16 protein-coding genes and 1 pseudogene are annotated in these 17,808 nt (G+C 70.4%); 14 read left to right on the top strand and 3 right to left on the bottom strand.

Annotated features, from left to right (window positions below; genetic code table 11):
- Window positions 1-444: 444 nt before the first annotated feature.
- Window positions 445-513: pseudogene (locus tag AC5L30_RS00200) on the bottom strand (hypothetical protein); the annotation flags it as partial.
- Window positions 510-962, bottom strand: coding sequence for a recombinase family protein (locus AC5L30_RS00205; RefSeq protein ID WP_494864314.1), 453 nt, complete (start codon window positions 960-962; stop codon window positions 510-512). The pseudogene AC5L30_RS00200 and the gene AC5L30_RS00205, both read right to left, overlap by 4 nt.
- A gap of 138 nt (window positions 963-1,100) precedes the next feature.
- Between AC5L30_RS00205 and AC5L30_RS00210 the strand changes: the two genes are divergently transcribed.
- The 6 genes from AC5L30_RS00210 to AC5L30_RS00235 all read left to right on the top strand — a co-directional run bounded on the left by AC5L30_RS00210 (window position 1,101) and on the right by AC5L30_RS00235 (window position 7,091).
- Entirely contained in the window at window positions 1,101-1,940 is an 840-nt protein-coding gene (locus AC5L30_RS00210; RefSeq protein WP_494864316.1) for a fumarylacetoacetate hydrolase family protein, read from the top strand.
- Window positions 1,940-2,728 carry an SDR family NAD(P)-dependent oxidoreductase gene (locus AC5L30_RS00215; protein ID WP_494864317.1) on the top strand — a complete coding sequence of 263 codons (789 nt, stop codon included), beginning with the start codon at window positions 1,940-1,942 and terminating at the stop codon, window positions 2,726-2,728. The genes AC5L30_RS00210 and AC5L30_RS00215 overlap by 1 nt, the downstream gene beginning before the upstream one ends.
- 12 nt (window positions 2,729-2,740) lie before the next feature.
- Window positions 2,741-3,652 (top strand): hypothetical protein, encoded by a 912-nt coding sequence (locus AC5L30_RS00220; RefSeq protein ID WP_494864319.1) that lies wholly within the window; start codon window positions 2,741-2,743, stop codon window positions 3,650-3,652.
- A gap of 132 nt (window positions 3,653-3,784) precedes the next feature.
- On the top strand, window positions 3,785-4,783 hold the full coding sequence (locus AC5L30_RS00225; RefSeq protein ID WP_494864320.1) for an RNA polymerase subunit sigma-70: 999 nt from the start codon (window positions 3,785-3,787) through the stop codon (window positions 4,781-4,783).
- 6 nt (window positions 4,784-4,789) lie between these two features.
- Entirely contained in the window at window positions 4,790-5,530 is a 741-nt protein-coding gene (locus tag AC5L30_RS00230) for a DUF6069 family protein (RefSeq protein ID WP_494864321.1), read from the top strand.
- Window positions 5,531-5,765: 235 nt separating this feature from the next.
- The gene (locus AC5L30_RS00235) at window positions 5,766-7,091 is read left to right on the top strand and encodes a carbohydrate-binding domain-containing protein (RefSeq protein WP_494864322.1); all 1,326 of its coding nucleotides are present in this window, start codon (window positions 5,766-5,768) and stop codon (window positions 7,089-7,091) included.
- 84 nt (window positions 7,092-7,175) lie between these two features.
- Here the strand turns inward: AC5L30_RS00235 and AC5L30_RS00240 are convergent, their stop codons facing one another.
- Entirely contained in the window at window positions 7,176-7,952 is a 777-nt protein-coding gene (locus AC5L30_RS00240) for a FadR/GntR family transcriptional regulator (RefSeq protein WP_494864323.1), read from the bottom strand.
- A gap of 135 nt (window positions 7,953-8,087) precedes the next feature.
- Between AC5L30_RS00240 and AC5L30_RS00245 the strand changes: the two genes are divergently transcribed.
- From AC5L30_RS00245 to AC5L30_RS00280, 8 genes are all read left to right on the top strand, one after another.
- Entirely contained in the window at window positions 8,088-9,374 is a 1,287-nt protein-coding gene (locus AC5L30_RS00245) for an ABC transporter substrate-binding protein (RefSeq protein WP_494864324.1), read from the top strand.
- Between the two features lie 75 nt (window positions 9,375-9,449).
- Entirely contained in the window at window positions 9,450-10,403 is a 954-nt protein-coding gene (locus AC5L30_RS00250) for a carbohydrate ABC transporter permease (RefSeq protein WP_494864325.1), read from the top strand.
- Window positions 10,400-11,215, top strand: a complete 816-nt coding sequence (locus AC5L30_RS00255) for a carbohydrate ABC transporter permease (protein WP_494864326.1) — start codon at window positions 10,400-10,402, stop codon at window positions 11,213-11,215. Before AC5L30_RS00250 ends, AC5L30_RS00255 begins: the two co-directional genes overlap by 4 nt.
- Before the next feature lie 7 nt (window positions 11,216-11,222).
- Complete coding sequence (dgoD, locus tag AC5L30_RS00260; protein ID WP_494864327.1) at window positions 11,223-12,371, top strand: galactonate dehydratase; 1,149 nt, start codon at window positions 11,223-11,225, stop codon at window positions 12,369-12,371.
- A 31-nt stretch (window positions 12,372-12,402) separates the two neighbouring features.
- Complete coding sequence (manD, locus tag AC5L30_RS00265; RefSeq protein WP_494864328.1) at window positions 12,403-13,632, top strand: D-mannonate dehydratase ManD; 1,230 nt, start codon at window positions 12,403-12,405, stop codon at window positions 13,630-13,632.
- Window positions 13,622-14,212, top strand: a complete 591-nt coding sequence (locus AC5L30_RS00270) for a gluconokinase (RefSeq protein WP_494864329.1) — start codon at window positions 13,622-13,624, stop codon at window positions 14,210-14,212. The genes manD and AC5L30_RS00270 overlap by 11 nt, the downstream gene beginning before the upstream one ends.
- A 56-nt stretch (window positions 14,213-14,268) precedes the next feature.
- Window positions 14,269-15,975 carry an ABC transporter transmembrane domain-containing protein gene (locus tag AC5L30_RS00275; RefSeq protein WP_494864331.1) on the top strand — a complete coding sequence of 569 codons (1,707 nt, stop codon included), beginning with the start codon at window positions 14,269-14,271 and terminating at the stop codon, window positions 15,973-15,975.
- Window positions 15,972-17,798: an ABC transporter ATP-binding protein gene (locus tag AC5L30_RS00280; RefSeq protein WP_494864332.1), complete on the top strand. Its 1,827-nt coding sequence runs from the start codon at window positions 15,972-15,974 to the stop codon at window positions 17,796-17,798. The genes AC5L30_RS00275 and AC5L30_RS00280 overlap by 4 nt, the downstream gene beginning before the upstream one ends.
- Window positions 17,799-17,808: the final 10 nt, after the last annotated feature.

Raw genomic sequence — 17,808 nt, forward strand, 5'->3', positions numbered from 1 at the left:
ACGGCGGGCCAGCTTCCGGGTCGACTCGTGCACCTTCAACCGACCCAGCCGCGGCAGCACCACATGCCTGCGATCGGGCTCGACGCGGATGGCGCCGGTGGTGAACCGCACCGATGGTGTGCTGCGGCGGCGGGACTTGAACCGGGGGAACCCGACCGGCCGTCCCTTACGCTTACCTGACCGGGACTCAGCCCAGTTCTTCAACGCCCGGGCCAGCGCGTCCAGGCCGGTGTTGAAAGCCTCTTTGGACACCTCCGCCCACCACGGCGCCACGTCGGGCTTCGCCGTGTTCCACGCCCTGCGCAGCCCCGCCAGCGACCACGACAACGACGGCGTCAGCAACTCCTCCGGCACACCATAGGTGCGTTCGGCGGCCCGCTGGCCCATCACCGCCTTCACCCGCGCAAGCGCCCAGTTATGAGCCACCCGAGCCGCCCCGGCATGCGCGTACACCGCCCGTTCCTGCGCCGGACTCAGGTCCAGAGCGAACCGGTACGCCTGAATCGTCTTCACCCCAGACCGTCCGGGTCGCCGACCAGCAGTCGCCGACCCTGCGCCGCGAGGGCCGCCTCCACGTGCTCAGCGCCGAACCGGGCGAACCGGTCACGATGCTCGACCACAATCGTGGACACCGCCGGGTCACGCAACAGAGCAAGGAACTTCTTCCGCCGCCCGTTCAACGCTGAGCCGACCTCGGTCACCACCCGCGACACCGCGAGGTTATGCCCAGTCGCCCCCACGCGGTCACCTGAGCGACCTGCCGGTCCATCGGACTTCCGGCCGGCCAACGACACCCGGGTATACACCACCGTGATATTCGACGGCGGCGCGCCGGTGGCCTGCTTCACCAGGATCAACCCACCAAGCCGCCGAGCAGGCATCGGCAACTCACCCTCCCGGAACCAGCGATTCGCCGTAACCGGACGGACACCCTTTCGCTTCGCCCACTCCTTCAAGTCCACCGTTGCCTTCTATCACTTACCGAGTGGCCAACAGCCGGTAAGCCCTTGACCGTGCCGGTCTGAGCGAGTACACACGAGCCAAACAACATCCTATAGGAAATTGGGTCCCTTGCGACCCATGCACTGGAGGTTGGGTTCGTGAGATTCATGCGCGTCGGGCCCGTGGGGCGGGAACGCCCCGTGCTGTACGTCGATAGGCGGCACTTCGACCTCTCGTCGCTCACCGCCGACATCGACGGCGAGTTCCTCGCCGGCGACGGCGTCCGGCGGGCCCGCGAGGCCACCGACCTGCCCGAGATCGACGTCACCGGGCAGCGCGTCGGCGCACCGATCGCCCGACCCGGAGTGGTGCTCTGCGTGGGGCAGAACTACGCCGCGCACGCCGCCGAGTCCGGTGCCGCGCCACCGACCGACCCGATCATCTTCTACAAGGCGCCCAACACCGTCGTCGGGCCGTACGACGAGGTCCTGATCCCGCGCGGATCGACGAAGACCGACTGGGAGGTGGAGCTGGCGGTGGTGATCGGCCGACCGGCCCGCTACCTCGCCTCACCGGCCGACGCCCTCGGGCACATCGCCGGGTACGTGCTGTCCAACGACGTCTCCGAGCGGGACTTCCAACTCGCCGTCTCCGGCGGCCAGTGGTCGAAGGGCAAGTCCTGCGAGACGTTCCAACCGCTCGGCCCGTGGCTGGTCACCGCCGACGAGATCGGCGACCCGCAGGCGCTGCGGCTGCGCTCCCGGGTCAACGGCGAGCCCCGCCAGGACTCCAGCACCAAGGACATGATCTTCGACGTGGCGTACCTGGTCTGGCACCTGTCCCAGTACACCGTCCTGGACCCGGGCGACGTCATCAACACGGGCACTCCACAGGGAGTGGCACTCTCCGGCCGCTTCCCGTACCTGGCCGTCGGCGATGTGATGGAGGTCGAGATCGACGGCCTCGGTCGGCAGCGCAACACGCTCCGGGATGCCTGATGCGGTGTGACGGTCTGGTGACGGTGGTGACCGGAGGTGGATCGGGGATCGGCCTTGCCTGCGTGCGGGCGTTCGCCGCCGCCGGCGCCCGGGTTGGTGTCCTGGACCTGGAGCTGTCCGGTCTGCCGGAGGATTCCGGCGTACTCGGCGTCCGGGCGGACGTGGCCGACCGGTCCTCCCTCACCGCGGCCGTGGCCTCGGTCGCGGAGGCGTTCGGTGGCATCGACATCCTGGTGAACAACGCCGGCATCTCGGCCGTGGGCACGGTGGAGGACAACGACGACGAGCAGTGGAGCCGGGTACTCGACGTCAACGTCTCCGGCGTGGCCCGAACCAGCGCCGTCGCCCTGCCGTACCTGCGCAGGTCGTCGTCCGCGGCGATCGTCAACATCTCCTCGATCGCGGCGACCGTCGGTCTGCCCCGACGCGCCCTGTACTCGGCCTCGAAGGGTGCGGTGCACGCCCTCACCCTCGCCATGGCCGCCGACCTGGTGACGGAGGGTGTCCGGGTCAACTGTGTCGCCCCCGGCACCGTCGACACACCCTGGGTGGCCCGCCTGCTCGCCGGCGCGGCCGACCCGACGGCGGAGAAGCGGCACCTGGCGTCCCGGCAGCCGACCGGCCGCCTGGTGACCGCCGACGAGGTGGCAGCCGCCGTCGTCTACCTCGCGTCGCCCGCTACCGGGTCGGTGACCGGTTCGTCGCTGCCGGTGGACGGCGGCATGTCCGGCCTGCGCCTCCCCGCCCCGGTCCCGCCCGCGGCCGATACTGCCGAACCGGGCGCGTGACATGATTGCGCCATGGGGAAACAGCAGGACGTCGGCGAGGCCGACCGTCACAGCGGGTCCGACACCACCGCCCACCGTCCGATCGGTGGCAGTGCTGACGCTCGGCTCGCCCTCGCCCAGGACCCCACAACGCCACAAATGACCCTTATCGACCTGGCGTCCGACCCGTCGGCCCTGGTCCGCAAGGCGGTCGCCGCTCGGGCCGACGCACCCGCGCAGGCCCTGCGACCGCTCACCCGCGACCATGATCGTCAGGTCCGGGAGGCCGTGGCGAGGAACCCCTCCACCTCGATCGCCAACCTCATGCGCCTGGTCAAGGACGCCGACCGGTGGGTCCGCTGGGCGGTCGCCGGCAACCCGGCCTGTGACGAGTCGATCCGCCAGGTCATGGCGCAGACCTCGGACAAGGAGCTTCGCGGTCTCCTTGCGGAGAGTCGTGAGCTGGAGCCGGAGTTGGCCGCCAGGCTGATCGACGACGTGTCACCCGAGGTACGGGAACGACTCGCCACGCACACCCACGACCCCGACGTGATCACCGCCCTGCTGGCCGATCGCACCGCACGCGTCCGCAAGGGGGTCGCCCGCAACCCGCGGACCACCGCCGAGCAGCGCAGCGCGCTCGCCGCGGATTCGGTTGTCGACGTCCGTGCCGCGCTGGTGCGGGCCGTCGAGCTGAGCGAGGCGGATCTGGCCCGCCTGGTCGACGACCGCGCGGTGCAGGTCCGACTGGCGATGGCGACGTCCGAGTTCGTTCCGCCGCACATCCGGCAGGCGCTCGCTCGCGATGCCGACGAGATGGTGGCCAGCGCGGCACGGGACTACCGCCCCGGCGCCGGCAACGCCTCCGCCGTGCGGGCGCCCCGCATCGCGCACCGGCCCTCCGCCGCCGGTGCGGGTCGATCGGATGGCGGCACCTCGCGGTAGCGCGCCGGCGTCCACTGCCACCGGCCTTACGCTCCGTAAACGCACTCATCCCGGACAGACTCGAGTGATGAGTCGTCGCGTCCGCGCCCGTCATACCTACGACAGGACATGACGAGGCGGAAGGATGACGTGATGAGTGCGGACACGCGGCTGGAGGAGCTGGGCGTGAGCGGTCTGGGCGAGGTCGACGAGCCGGCGTTCTCGGGGCTGGCACAGCGGCACCGGCGGGAGCTGCACGTGCACTGCTACCGGATGCTCGGGTCGTTCGAGGACGCCGAGGACACCGTGCAGGAGACGTTCCTGCGGGCCTGGCGGCGGCGGGAGACGTTCGAGGGGCGGTCGACGTTCCGCGCCTGGTTGTACCGGATCGCCACCAACGCCTGCCTGGACCTGCTCGCCAAGCGCCGCCCGCAGCCGGCGACCGGCGGCGAGGTGCTGTGGTTGCAGCCCTACCCGGACCGGCTGCTCGACGAGCTGCCCGCGGGCGACGCGGACGAGCCGGAGACTCTCGCCGTCGCGCGGGAGACGATCGAGCTGGCGTACCTGGTCGCGGTCCAGCACCTCGCGCCGCGTCCGCGGGCCGTGCTGATCCTGCGGGACGTGCTCGGCTGGCCGGCGAAGGACGTTGCGGAGCTGCTCGGGGACTCGGTCAACTCGGTCAACAGCGCGCTGCAGCGGGCTCGCGCCGGCATGCGGGAGCACCTGCCCGCCGAGCGGCAGGACTGGACCGGCGGCGAGGAGGACGCCGGCACGCGCGAGCTGGTGCGCCGCTTCACCGAGGCCAGCATGACCACGAACGTCGACGCGCTCGCTGCCATGCTGCGGGACGACGTCCGCTGCTCGATGCCGCCCACGCCGGGCCTGTACGTCGGCCGCGACGCGGTGGTGAACAGCTGGGTCGAGGATGGCTTCGACGGCATGACGGGCCTGCGCGGGGTCCCCACCTCGGTGAACCGCCAGCCCGCCGTCGCCTTCTACCACTGGCGCAAGCAGGAGGGCGCGTACCTGCCGCTGACGATCGACGTCCTGCGCATCACCGGCGGCGCCATCACCGAGGTCTTCACCTTCCACGACGACCAGTTCCCGCGGCTCGGGCTGCCGGAGCGCCTGCCGGCGGACGGCACGGAGTAGTCCCCGGTGTGGACGCTCACGCTGCCCGGTGGCGCGCGTACCGCGGTGGTCAGGGCGGAGTGGCACGACGCGTTCGGTGTCGTCACCCGTGGCCGGGTGCAGCTGGAGCTGCGCGACGGCGAGCCCGGGCCGGTCCTCGGGCGCGACGCCGGGTTCTGGCTGCGCGGCACCGGCGTCTGCGCTCTGCGCAACCCCGGCCGTCGCACGGCGAGGGTCCGGGTGTTCACGCCCGGGTCGGTCACACGCCAGTCAACGCATTCCGTACGCCAGCTCCCAGATGACGGAGACGACATGAACAGCATGAAGGACACCGCGACCGTCGCCGGCCCGGCGTCGGGTCGACCCCGCTACACTCACCGATTCCGCGGGCTCGTCGGCACCGGCGTGATCGCCACGCTCGCGGCGATGGTGGCCACCACTCTCGCCGCCGCGCTGGCTCGGGCCGCCGGCGTCGACTTCGAGATCCCCGACGGTGGCGAGACGATTCCGTTGTCCGGGTTCGCCGTGGTGACCGGCTTCTTCTCGGTGGTGGGCGTCGTCATCGCCGTGGCTCTCCTGCGGTGGAGCGCTCGGCCCGCCGACCGGTTCGTCTGGACCACGGTGGCGCTCACCGCGCTCTCACTGGTCCCGTCCCTCATCTCCGGGGCGAACGCGGCCACCGTCACCGCCCTCCTCGGGCTGCACCTCGTCGCCGCGGCCGTGATGATCCCCGTCCTGGCACGGAGCCTCCGTACCCGGACCAATTGACGCTGACAGGCTCCCCTGAGCGGGTGGGTGGTCACTCTGGTGGCCACCCACCCGTATTTGCCCGGCAGAGGCTCAGCTGTTCGGAGAGTACAACTCGGGTACGCAGGATGGCCGTGAAGTATTCACATGTGTCGTCCCGATTTCTCCTAGGCTGCGAATGCCCAGCTTTTGGGCGTACGTCGTCAAGGGAGGATCAGCGGTGCGAATCAGGAGATCAAGGTCCACGATCGTCGCGATGGCCGTGGCGACCGTGGTCGTCATCGCGGGGGGAGTGTTCGCCGGCAGCACGGCGAGCGCCGCCGAGCCCTCCCCGTTCACCGTCGTGGACGGTGCGATCCGTACGGCGACCGGCACCCCGGTGCCCACCTCCGGAACCCACGCCTCGCTCTGGGGCAACTCCAGCTATGCCAGTACCAGCATCAGTGGCTCCGGTCGAGTGCTGATCGGCGCGATCGGTGACAACTGCCAGGGCTGGCCGACCGTCCGGGTGACGGTCGACGGCGTCAGCGTCGGCCAGACCACAATCGTCAGCGCGACCAGCTACGGCACCTATCCGGTCGGCACGGCGGTCGGCGGCGGGCAGCACACCGTGCGGATCCAGTTCATCAACGACTTCCGGGCCGACTCCTGCGACCGCAACGTCCACGTCGCATACGCGCGGATGGAGACCGCGGGCACCACCGACACGAAGTTCAGCTTCGCCGTCCTGCCGGACACCCAGCAGGAGGTGCTCAACAGCGCCGACACCCGGTTCCTCAACCGCACGAACTGGTTGGTGCAGAACCGGTCCGCGCTGGACCTGCGCTTCGTGACCTCCTCCGGTGACGTGGTCAACTGGGACACCCCGGATCACGCGCAGTACGTCATCGCCCGCAACGCGATGCGGCCGATCGAGAACGCCGCCATCCCGTACGCGCTGGCGCTCGGCAACCATGACACCCAAGCCACCGGCGTCGGCGGGTCGGCCCGCGATCCCGCCCACACCCGCGAACTCCTCCGCGACACCACCGTGTTCAACCAGTACTTCACCGTCAGCCAGTACCGCGCGGTCAAGGGGCAGTTCGAGGCCGGCAAGGTCGACAACTCGTACTCGACCTTCGAGGCCGGCGGCGTGCAGTGGATGGTGCTCACCCTGGAACTCTGGCCCCGGGTCGAGGCCGTGAACTGGGCCAGGAGCGTCGTCGCGGCCAACCCCCGGCACAACGTCATCGTCGTCACCCACGACTACATCGACGGCAACGGCGCCATCGAGCAGAGTGCCGGGTACGGCGCGACGAGCCCGCAGTACCTCTTCGACAACCTGATCAAGCAGTACGCCAACATCCGGTTCGTCTTCTCCGGTCACACGGGCATCGCCGCCAACCGGGTCGACACCGGGGTCAACGGAAACAAGATCTACTCGTTCCTCCAGACGTTCCACTCCAACAGCACCAACCCGGTACGTCTGGTCGAGGTCGACACCGCGGCCAACTCGTTGCGGACCTGGATCTACGCGCCGTACACCAACCAGTCGTTCACCGAGTACGACAGGTCGTTCACCGGTATCGGCGTGGTCCGCTGAGGCGTACTGAACCGCCGCCAATCTGAGAGAAGATCAACCGGAACGGCCGGGGCCCAACTGAGGTTGGGTCCTGGTCGTTGTCGATCAAGGGCTCGGGTCGCGGCGTTGGTCGGGCGGGCCGGTCTGCTCCCACAGCGACTTCATCTCGTCGAAAGCCTGCTCCATCAGCTGCACCATGGCCTGCCGGGCACGATCACCGTCGCGCCGTTGGATCGCCTGGGCGACGTCGGCGTGCATCTGGAGGGCCTGCTCATGCGGGTGGTGTGGCATGAGGTGGTGCTTGTGCCGACCGGTGAGCACCTCCGCCACCAATTCTTGGAGCCGGACGAACATCTCGTTGCCGGAGGCGAGCAGGACGCGCCGGTGAAACTCGATGTCGAGGTGCAGGAAGCGCTCCTCGTCGCCGGCCTCGCCGGCCGCCCACATCTTCGCGGCCAGTCCGACGAGGTCGCTCGCCTCGTCGCGGCCGATCCGGCTGGCGGCCAGGAAGGCCGCGTGCGGTTCGACGGCGGTGCGCAGCTCGGTGATCGACCGGAGCTGGGCCATCCGGCCGGCCGAGGCGAGGCGCCAGCGGATCACCTGCGGGTCGAAGACGTTCCACGCGCTGGCCGGCCGGATCATCACACCCACTCGTCGGCGGGCCTCGATGAAGCCGATCGAGGCCAGCACCCGCAGCACCTCGCGGACGACCGAGCGGGACACGGCGTACCGGTCGACCAGCTCGTCGATGTTGAGGACCGATCCGGGTGCCAGCTCGCCGCCGCAGATGGCGGTGCCGAGGTGTTCGAGGACGCGCGCGTGCAGCCCGGACTCGGCGGGGAGGGCCGGAGCGGCTGCAACCTCTGATGAGGACGGTTCCACTCAAAGATCATATCATTTGCATCTACCTCTTGAAGTAATCAGCTTTTTCGGCCTAGCATCCCGATGTTAAGCGGATGTAACACCGAGGTAGCGGCCCTCTCGGGGGCGGCGGCCACGACAGAAGGAGAGACAAGCGTGCGACGTCGATCGATAATCGGCACTTCTCTGGCCGTGGTCACCGCCATGAGCCTGGCTGCCTGCGGCGGCGACGGCGGCGGCGAGGACTCCAAGACCGTACGCGTGACACTGGTCAACCACGTGTGGACCGAGAACATCAAGAAGGTCCTGCCGGAGTTCGAGAAGCAGTCCGGCCTCAAGGTCGAAGTCACCCAGCTCGGTGAGGACCAGCTCTCCGACCAGTACAACGTCAAGCTGAACGCCGGCTCCGACGACCTCGACGTGATGATGTACCGCCCCCTGCAGGAGGGGAAGCTGTTCGGCAAGAACAAGTACCTCGCCGACCTGAGCGAGAAGGTCAAGTCCGACAGCGCCTTCGAGTTCGGTGACTTCCAGGCCGGGCCGTTGCAGGCGACGACCTATGAGGACAAGGTGGTCGGGCTGCCGATCATCACCGAGCAGGAGGTCCTCTACTACCGCAAGGACCTGCTGAAGAAGTCCGGCTTCACCGCGCCGCCCAAGACCCTCGACGAGCTCAAGGCGCAGGCCGCGAAGATCGAGGCCGACAACCCGGGCGTCGCCGGCTTCGTCGCTCGTACCGGCAAGGCCGCCGCGGTCACGCAGTTCTCCAGCTTCCTCTTCAGCTTCGGCGGCGACTTCGTGGACTCCAGCGGTAAGGCCACCGTCAACACCGAGCAGGCCAAGCAGGCGTACGCCTACTACGGCGGGCTGCTCAGGGACCACGGCCCGGAGAACATCAGCACCGACATGAGCTGGTCGGAGGCGATGGCGATCTTCACGCAGGGCAAGGCCGCCTTCTACACCGAGGCCAACTCGCTCTACAAGAACGCCACCGACCCGACCAAGTCCAAGGTCGTCGACTCCGTCGGCTTCGCCGCCTTCCCGGCCGGACCGGCCGGGTCGAAGCCGTACAACATCCCGTCCTGGGCGCTCGGTGTGAACGACAGCTCGGAGAACAAGGACAACGCCTGGAAGTTCATCCAGTGGGCGGCCGGCAAGGAGCAGGCGCTGGCGCAGCAGGTGGCCGGCGTACCCGGTGCCCGCACCTCGGTCTGGGCGAACCCGGCGGGTACCGCCTCCTACCCGAAGGACCTTGCCGAGGCGAACACGGTCAGCACCGCCAACGGCGTCGGGCACGACCGTCCGCTGGTGGTCAAGGTGGCCCAGGCGCGGGAGATCGTCGGCCAGCCGATCGTCGACGCGATCACCGGCAAGGACGCCGCCAGCTCGGCGGACACGGCCAACGCGGCGTTCCAGAAGTTCCTCGACGACGAGGCGAAGTAACCCACGCGCTGGGCGGCGGGGCCGACCGGCTCCGCCGCCTCGCCGGGACCTGGCCCCTCCAACCCGGAGATCTCAATGTCAGCCGTTCTCACCCCCCGTACCGATTCGCCCGAGGCCCCCGCGGCGTCCCCGGACACGACGTCGGCCTGGTCGCGATGGGCCAACGAGCACCGCAAGTGGCTCTTCGCGGCACCCGCCATGGCGTTCGTCGCCGTGCTGATCATCTTTCCGGTGGCGTGGACCGGGTACCTGAGCCTGACCGACGCCGAGGGTTCGGTGCGCGCCGAGTCCGAGTTCATCGGCTTCCAGAACTACCTCGACGTGCTCACCGACACCGACCGGTTCTGGCCGGCGGTCTGGCGGACGGTCCTGTTCACCGGCGTCGTGCTGTTCTTCGAAGTCATCCTCGGCATGGCCATCGCCCTGCTGCTGTGGCGGCCCTTCCGCGGTGAGAAGTGGGTCCGCGTCGCGATCCTCCTGCCGCTGGTGGCCACTCCGGTGGCGGTCGGCATGATGTGGCGCCTGATCTTCGACCCCAACATCGGGATGGCGAACCAGCTGCTCGGCTGGATCGGGATCGGCCCCCAGCCCTGGCTGGCCGGGCAGCACTCGGCCCTGCCGACGACGATGTTCATCGACATCTGGCAGTGGACCCCGATGGTCGTGCTGATCCTGCTCGCCGGGCTCACCTCGCTCTCCGACGAGCCCCAGGAGGCGGCCCGGATCGACGGTGCCAGCAGCTGGCAGCGGTTCCGGCACGTCACCCTCCCGCTGCTGATGCCCACGGTGATCGTCGCCATCCTGCTGCGCGGCATCGACGCGCTGAAGACGTTCGACATCCTCTACGCCACCAAGGGGCGCGGCGGCGGGTCCTTCCACGAGGTCGAGACCCTCAACGTGTACGCGTACGGCCTCAGCTTCGACTACAACGACTACGGCGTCTCGTCGACCGTCCTCATCATCTTCTTCCTGATCATCATCGGGGTGATGTGGGCCCTCACCTATCGCAAGAAGGGGCTGGGCCGATGAAGCCGAGCAAGCCGTACCGGATGTTCCGCACGTCGGCTCTCGTCGTCGTGGTGTTCGCGCTGATGGCGCCGCTGCTCTGGATGATCGCCGCGTCGTTCAAGACCAACGTGGACATCTACGACACCGCCAAGGCGTTCGTCTTCTCGCCCAGCCTGAAGAACTACGAGACCGTTCTCCAGCAGGCGAACTATCTCCAGTTCATCGGCAACAGCCTCTGGGTGGCGTTCGCGGCCACCACACTCTCGCTCCTGCTCGGCGTGCCCGCCGCGTACTCGATGAGCCGGTTCAGCATGAAGAAGTCCGCGCTCGTCGTGCTCATGGCCCGGGTGATCCCCGGCGTCTCGCTCCTGGTGCCCTGGTACTACGTCTTCTCGAACCTGAAGATGGTCGGCGGCTTCACCGTGCTGATCCTGAGCCACATGTTCGTGTCGCTGCCGCTGATCGTCTACATCATGATGGGCTACTTCGACGGCCTGCCGACCGAGTTGGAAGAGGCCGCGCTGGTCGACGGGCTGACCCACATCGGCGCGTTCCGGCGGATCACCCTCCCGCTGTCGGTGCCCGGCGTCGCGACCGCCGGCATCCTCTCCTTCATCTTCTCCTGGAACAACTTCATGTTCGCCCTGGTGCTCTCCGGCGCCGACACGAAGACGCTCCCGGTCGCGATCTTCGACTTCGTCGGCTACGCCAGCATCGACTGGGGCGGCCTGATGGCCGCCGCGACCGTGGTCACCCTGCCGATCATGCTGATTGCCCTGTTCGTGCAGAAGTACGTGGTCTCCGGCCTCACCGCCGGTGCCACGAAGGGCTGACCGGGTCATGACGACGATCGCAAGGGTGGAGACCTTCCTGGTCGCGCCCCGCTGGCTGTTCGTCCGGATCGAGACGGAGTCCGGCATCGTCGGCTGGGGTGAGGCGACCTGCGAGGGCCGGTCCGAGACCGTGCGCACGGCCGTCGACCAGCTCAGCGAGCTGCTCATCGGTCGGGACGCACTGCGCATCGAGGACCACTGGCAGGTGCTGACCAAGGGGTCCTTCTACCGGGGTGGCCCGATCCTGGCCAGCGCGGTGTCCGGCCTGGACCAGGCGCTCTGGGACATCGCCGGCAAGCACTACGGCGCCCCCGTGCACCAACTGCTCGGCGGGCCGGTCCGGGACCGGATCCGGGTCTACGGCTGGATCGGTGGTGACGAGCCCGCCGAGGTCCGTGACCAGATCAGCGCCCGAATCGAGGCGGGCCTGACCGCGGTGAAGATGAACGCCTCCGGGCGGATGGGCGCGCTCGCCTCGGTCGCCGACCTCGACGCGGTGGTGCAGCGGGTGGCCGTCGCCCGCGAGGTCCTCGGCGACAACCGCGACGTCGCGGTCGACTTCCACGGGCGGTTCACCCTCGCCAACGTTCGCCGGGTCGCCCCGCTGCTGGAGCCGTACCGGCCGTTCTTCCTCGAAGAACCGGTGGTGCCGGAGAACTCGCACCTGATCGGTGAGGTCGTCCGCTGCACCACCACCCCCATCTCGACCGGGGAGCGGCTCTACAGCCGGCAGGAGTTCCTGCCCGTGTTGCAGGCCGGCATCGCCGTGGCCCAGCCGGATCTCGCGCACGCCGGCGGCATCACCGAGGTTCGCAAGATCGCCACCTTGGCCGAGGTGTACGACGTGCAGCTCGCCCCGCACTGCCCGCTCGGGCCGATCGCCCTCGCCGCCTGCCTCCAGGTCGGCTTCGCCACGCCCAACTTCCTGATCCAGGAGCAGAGCATCGGCATCCACTACAACCAGGGCGCCGAGGTGCTCGACTACTGCCTCGACCAGACCCCGCTGACCTTCGTCGACGGGCACGTGCAGCGGTTGACCGCGCCCGGTCTCGGCATCGAGATCGACGAACACGCGGTGCGGACCGCGGACAAGCGCGGGCACGCCTGGCGCAGCCCGACCTGGCGGCACCCCGACGGCTCCTACGCGGAGTGGTGAGACCCCGACCGGCAAGAACGAAAGGCACCCCGTGAAGATCGTCGCAGCAGACATCATCGTGACCAGCCCCGACCGGAACTTCGTCACCCTCAAGATCACCACCGATGAGGGCATCACCGGTCTGGGCGACGCCACGCTCAACGGCCGTGAACTCTCCGTCGCCTCGTACCTGCGCGACCACGTCGCCCCGCTGCTCATGGGGCGGGACCCGCACCGGATCGAGGACACCTGGCAGTTCCTGTACCGGTCGGCGTACTGGCGGCGTGGCCCGGTCACCATGGCCGCCATCGCCGCGGTGGACGTCGCGCTGTGGGACATCTTGGCCAAGGCCGCCGGGATGCCGCTGTACCAACTGCTGGGTGGCGCGTCCCGCACCGGCATCATGGCGTACGGGCACGCGTCGGGGCGGGACATCCCCGAGCTGTTCGACTCCATCCGTCGCCACCTCGACGAGGGCTTCCGGTCGATCCGGGTGCAGACCTCGGTGCCGGGAATCAACGCGGTCTACGGCGTGGCCGCGCAACCCAGCGCCACCGGCCAGCGCTACGACTACGAGCCCGCACAGCGCACCCCGCTGCCCGCCGAGGAGGACTGGGACACCCGCGCCTACCTGCGCCACCTACCGTCGGTCTTCGAGGCGGTGCGCAACGAGTTCGGCCCGGAGTTGCCGCTGCTGCACGACGGTCACCACCGGATGACCCCGATCCAGGCCGCCAAGCTCGGCAAGTCCCTCGAACCGTACGACCTGTTCTGGCTGGAGGACTGCACCCCGGCCGAGAACCAGGAGGCGCTGCGGCTGGTCCGCCAGCACACCACCACCCCGCTGGCCATCGGAGAGGTCTTCAACACGGTGTGGGACTACCAGACCCTGATCCGGGAGCAGTTGATCGACTACGTCCGGTCCGCGGTCACCCACACCGGCGGCATCACCGCCATGCGCAAGCTGCTCGACTTCGCCGCGCAGTACCAGATCAAGTCCGGCATCCACGGCCCCACCGACATCTCCCCGGTGGGTATGGCCGCGGCGCTGCACCTGGACCTGGCCATCCACAACTTCGGGATCCAGGAGTACATGAAGCACACCCCGCTGGCCAACGAGGTGTTCCGGCAGTCGTTCACCTTCACCGACGGCTACCTGCACCCGGGCGACCAACCGGGGCTGGGGGTGGAGCTCGACGAGGAGGCGGCGGCCCGGTTCCCGTACGAGCCGGCGTACCTGCCGTTCAACCGGCTCAAGGACGGCACGGTCCATGACTGGTGAGCGGCGCGGCGCCCGGCCCACCCGGCACGTCGTGGTGATGGGCGTCTCCGGGGCCGGCAAGACCACTGTGGCGCGCGGGATCAGCGCGGCGACCGGGCTGACGTTCGCCGAGGCCGACGAGTTCCACTCCCCGCAGAACGTGGCGCGGATGCGCTCCGGGGTGCCGCTGGACGACACCACCCGGTGGCCCTGGCTGCGGGACATCGCCGGGTGGATCGCCGACCGCGGCGCGGAGGGCCGCTCGACGGTGCTGGCCTGCTCGGCGTTGAAGCGGTCGTACCGGGACGTGCTCCGCCAGGGCCCGCTCCGGGTGGACTTCGTGCACCTGGACGGCCCGGCGGAGGTCATCCGGGCCCGGTTGGCCCAACGGGAGGGGCACTACATGCCGGCCAGTCTGCTGGAGTCGCAACTCGCCACGCTGGAACCGGCCGAGCCGGACGAGTCGGTGCTCGTACTCGATGTCTCGCTGCCCCCGGAAGCCCTGGTCGCGGCGGCCGTCAAGAGCCTCGGCCTGCCCGGTCCGGCGCCGGTGGGCGAGCACCGGGACCGTGCGTCCAACCCCACTTCGGGGGCATGTTAGGTTAGCCTGCCCTAATCGTAAGTGGAGTCTGTCGCCGTGCCCTCATCGATCCGAGCATGACAGTCGCCGAGACCACCGGTGGCGTGGTGCTCCGGCGCGCGCTGCGTCGACAGCGCGCCCGGGTGGCCGCGGGCATCGCGCTGCTCTGCACCCACCAGGCCACCGAAGCCCTCGTCCCGGTGGCCATCGGCGTGGTCATCGACCGTGCGGTGGCCACCGGGAACGTCCGCGCCCTGCTGCTCTCGCTGGCCGGCCTGGCCGTCCTGTTCACCGTGCTCGCCTTCGCCTACCGGGCCGGCGCGCGACTGACGTTCGCCGCCGTCGAACACGAGGCGCACGCCACCCGGGTCGAGATCGTCCGCAGCGCCCTCGACCCGCGCGGACGCCGGTCGGGCATGCGTGACGGCGAACTACTGTCCGTGACGGCCTCCGACGCCGAGCTCTCCGCGCTCGTCGTGCGGGTCGCCGGACTCACCGCCGCGGCGCTCACCGCCATCGTGGTCGCGGCCGTCGCGTTGCTCGTCGTCGACGTACCACTCGGCCTCGGCGTGCTCATCGGCGTACCCCTGCTGGTGGTCGCCCTCCAGCGGATGGCGCCGCTGCTCACCCGGCGCAGCACCTCGCAGCAGGAGGCCCTCGCGGCCACGACCGCCCTCGCCGTCGACCTCGTCACCGGCCTGCGCGTGCTGCGCGGAATCGGCGCGCAGGACCACGCCGCCCGCCGGTACGCGGGCGCCAGCCGGCACGCGCTCGACGTCACCCTGCGCGCCGCCACCACCAAGGGCCTGCACCTCGGGCTCACCACCACCGTCAACGGCCTCTTCCTCGCGACGGTCGCCGGTGTCGCCGGCTGGCTCGCGTTGCAGGGCCGGCTCACCATCGGCGAGCTCGTCGCCGTGGTCGGGTTGGCCCAGTTCATCGCCGAGCCGGTGCAGACGCTCGGGTACTGCGTCCAGTTGTTCGCCATGGCCCGGGCCTCCGCGGGGCGGGTCGGCCGGGTCCTCGGCGCCGCGCCGGTCGTCCAGCCCGGTGACGCCGGGCCGCCCGCCCCGAGCCCGTCCCGGCTCGCCCTCGACGGGGTCTCCTACGCGGGCCTCGACGATCTCAGCCTGCGTGTCCACGCCGGTGAGATCCTGGGCGTGCTCGCCTACGACCCGAGCGAGGCCGAGGCGCTGGTCGAGCTGTTGGCCGGCCGGGTGCCCCGCGCGGACCACCGGGGGACGCTCCGCGTCGACGGCGTGCCCGCCGACCAGCTGCACATCGACGCCGCGCGCACCGTGGTCCTGGTCGAGCAGCATGACGTGGCGCTGTTCGAGGGGACACTGCGCGCCAACCTCAGCGCCGGCGCCTCCGTCGACGACGAGGTCCTGCGCGCCGCCGTGCGGGCTGCCGCAGCCGAGGACGTGCTCGCCGCGCACCCGCACGGGTTCGACCGCCTGCTCACCGAACGCGGGGCGAACCTCTCCGGAGGGCAGCGGCAGCGGATCGGGCTGGCGAGGGCGCTCGTCGCCGACCCACCGGTGCTGGTGCTGCACAACCCCACCACGGCGGTCGACGCGGTGACCGAGGGCCTGCTCGCCAGCAGGCTGGCCGAGGCCCGCGGGGCGGGAACCCGCGGCACGGTGCTGATCACCACCAGCCCGGCGCTGCTGCGGATCACCGACCGGGTCGCGGTGATCGACCGGGGACGGGTCGTCGTCGACGGTCCGCACGAGCGGTTGCTCACCAGCGACGCCCGCTACCGGGAGGAGACCCTGCGATGACGTCCGAGCCGATCACCCGGCACCTGCTGCCGACGGCCACCGGCCGGCAGACCTGGGCCGCCCTCCGGACCGAACTGGCCCTCCTGCCAGGGCTCAGCGCCGTCGCCGGCACGTTGCTGATCGCCGCCGCCGCGACCGGGCTCGTCGCCCCCTGGGTGCTCGGCCGCCTCGTCGACGACGTCATCGCCGGAACCGACACGCCGCAGGTGGTGGCCTGGGCCGGCGTGATCGCGGGCGCCGCCGTGCTCGCGGGGCTCCTCACCGCGGCCGGAGCGACGGCCGCCGCGCGCCTCGGCGAGACCGTGTTGGCCCGACTCCGGGAACGGGTCCTCGACCGCGCCCTGCACCTGCCGTCGGCCACCCTGGAGCGGGCCGGGACCGGGGACCTGGTGGCCCGCGCCGGCGACGACGTGGCCGTGGTGACGAATGTGATCGCCACCAGCGGCCCCGCCTTCCTCGGCGCGCTGCTGTCCGTCGTGCTGACCGCGGCGGGGCTCTTCGCCCTCGACTGGCGGCTCGGCATCGCCGGGCTGGCCGCGGCACCGGCGTACGCGGTGGCGCTGCGCTGGTACCTCAGGCGTTCGGTGCCGTACTACGCCCGGGAGCGGATCGCGACGGGCGAGCGCGCGCAGGCGACAGCCGAGGCGCTGCGGGGCGCGGCGACCGTGCGCGCCTACCGGATGGAGGACGCCCACGTCGCGCGGATCGCGGATCGCTCCGGCACCGCCCGCGACCTGTCGCTGGAGATCTTCGGCCTGTTCACCCGGTTCGGGCTGCGCATCAACCGCTCGGAGTTCGTGGGCCTCGCCGCCGTGCTGCTCGCCGGCTTCCTGCTGGTCCGGGGCGACCTGGCCACCGTCGGAGCCGCCACCACGGCCGCCCTCTACTTCCACCGCCTCTTCAACCCGATCGGTCTGCTGCTGTTCGAGTCGGACTCGGTGTTGCAGGCCGGGGCCAGCCTGGCCCGACTCGTCGGGGTCACCACACTGCCGGACACCGCGACCCCCGCCGGCACCGAGCCCACCCGCCCCGATCGGGTCGAGCCGGCGGCACTGGAGGTGACCGTCACGCAGCACCGCTACGACGACGGGCCGGTCGTGCTGCGGGACATCGCCCTGAGTCTCGCGCCCGGGGAGCGCGTCGCTCTCGTCGGCGCGAGCGGTGCGGGCAAGAGCACCCTCGCCGGCATCATCGCCGGCATCATCGCGCCCACCCACGGTGCGGTGACCCTGCGCGGCGTCCCGCTGGCACAGCTCGACGAGCACCGCCTCCGTCGCGAGATCGCCCTGATCAGCCAGGAGGTGCACGTCTTCGCCGGGCCGCTCGCCGACGACCTGCGCCTCGCCGACCCGGACGCCACCGACGCGGAGATCGCCACCGCCCTCGACCTCGTCGGCGCCACCAACTGGGTGCGGACCCTGCCGGAGGGTCTCGCCACCGCGGTGGGGGAGGGTGGTCGGCAGGTCACCTCGGCCCAGGCCCAGCAGCTCGCGCTGGCCCGCCTCATCCTCGCCGATCCCGCCGTCGCGGTCCTCGACGAGGCCACCGCCGAGGCGGGCAGCGCGGGCGCGCGCGACCTCGACCGCGCCGCCGTGGCGGCCACCGAGGGCCGTACCACGCTGATCGTCGCCCACCGCCTGAGCCAGGCGGCCACCGCGGACCGCATCGTCGTCCTGGACCAGGGGCGCGTCGTCGAGCACGGCACGCACACCGAACTGCTCAGCGCCGAGGGCGGGTACAGCCAACTGTGGCGCTCGTGGAGCATGCCCGGCCCCGTGGTCCCGAGGGAACGCCGGAGCGCGGACCAGCCCGTCCCGAGCTGAGCGCCCCGTC

Source organism: Micromonospora sp. BQ32 (genome assembly GCF_059358895.1).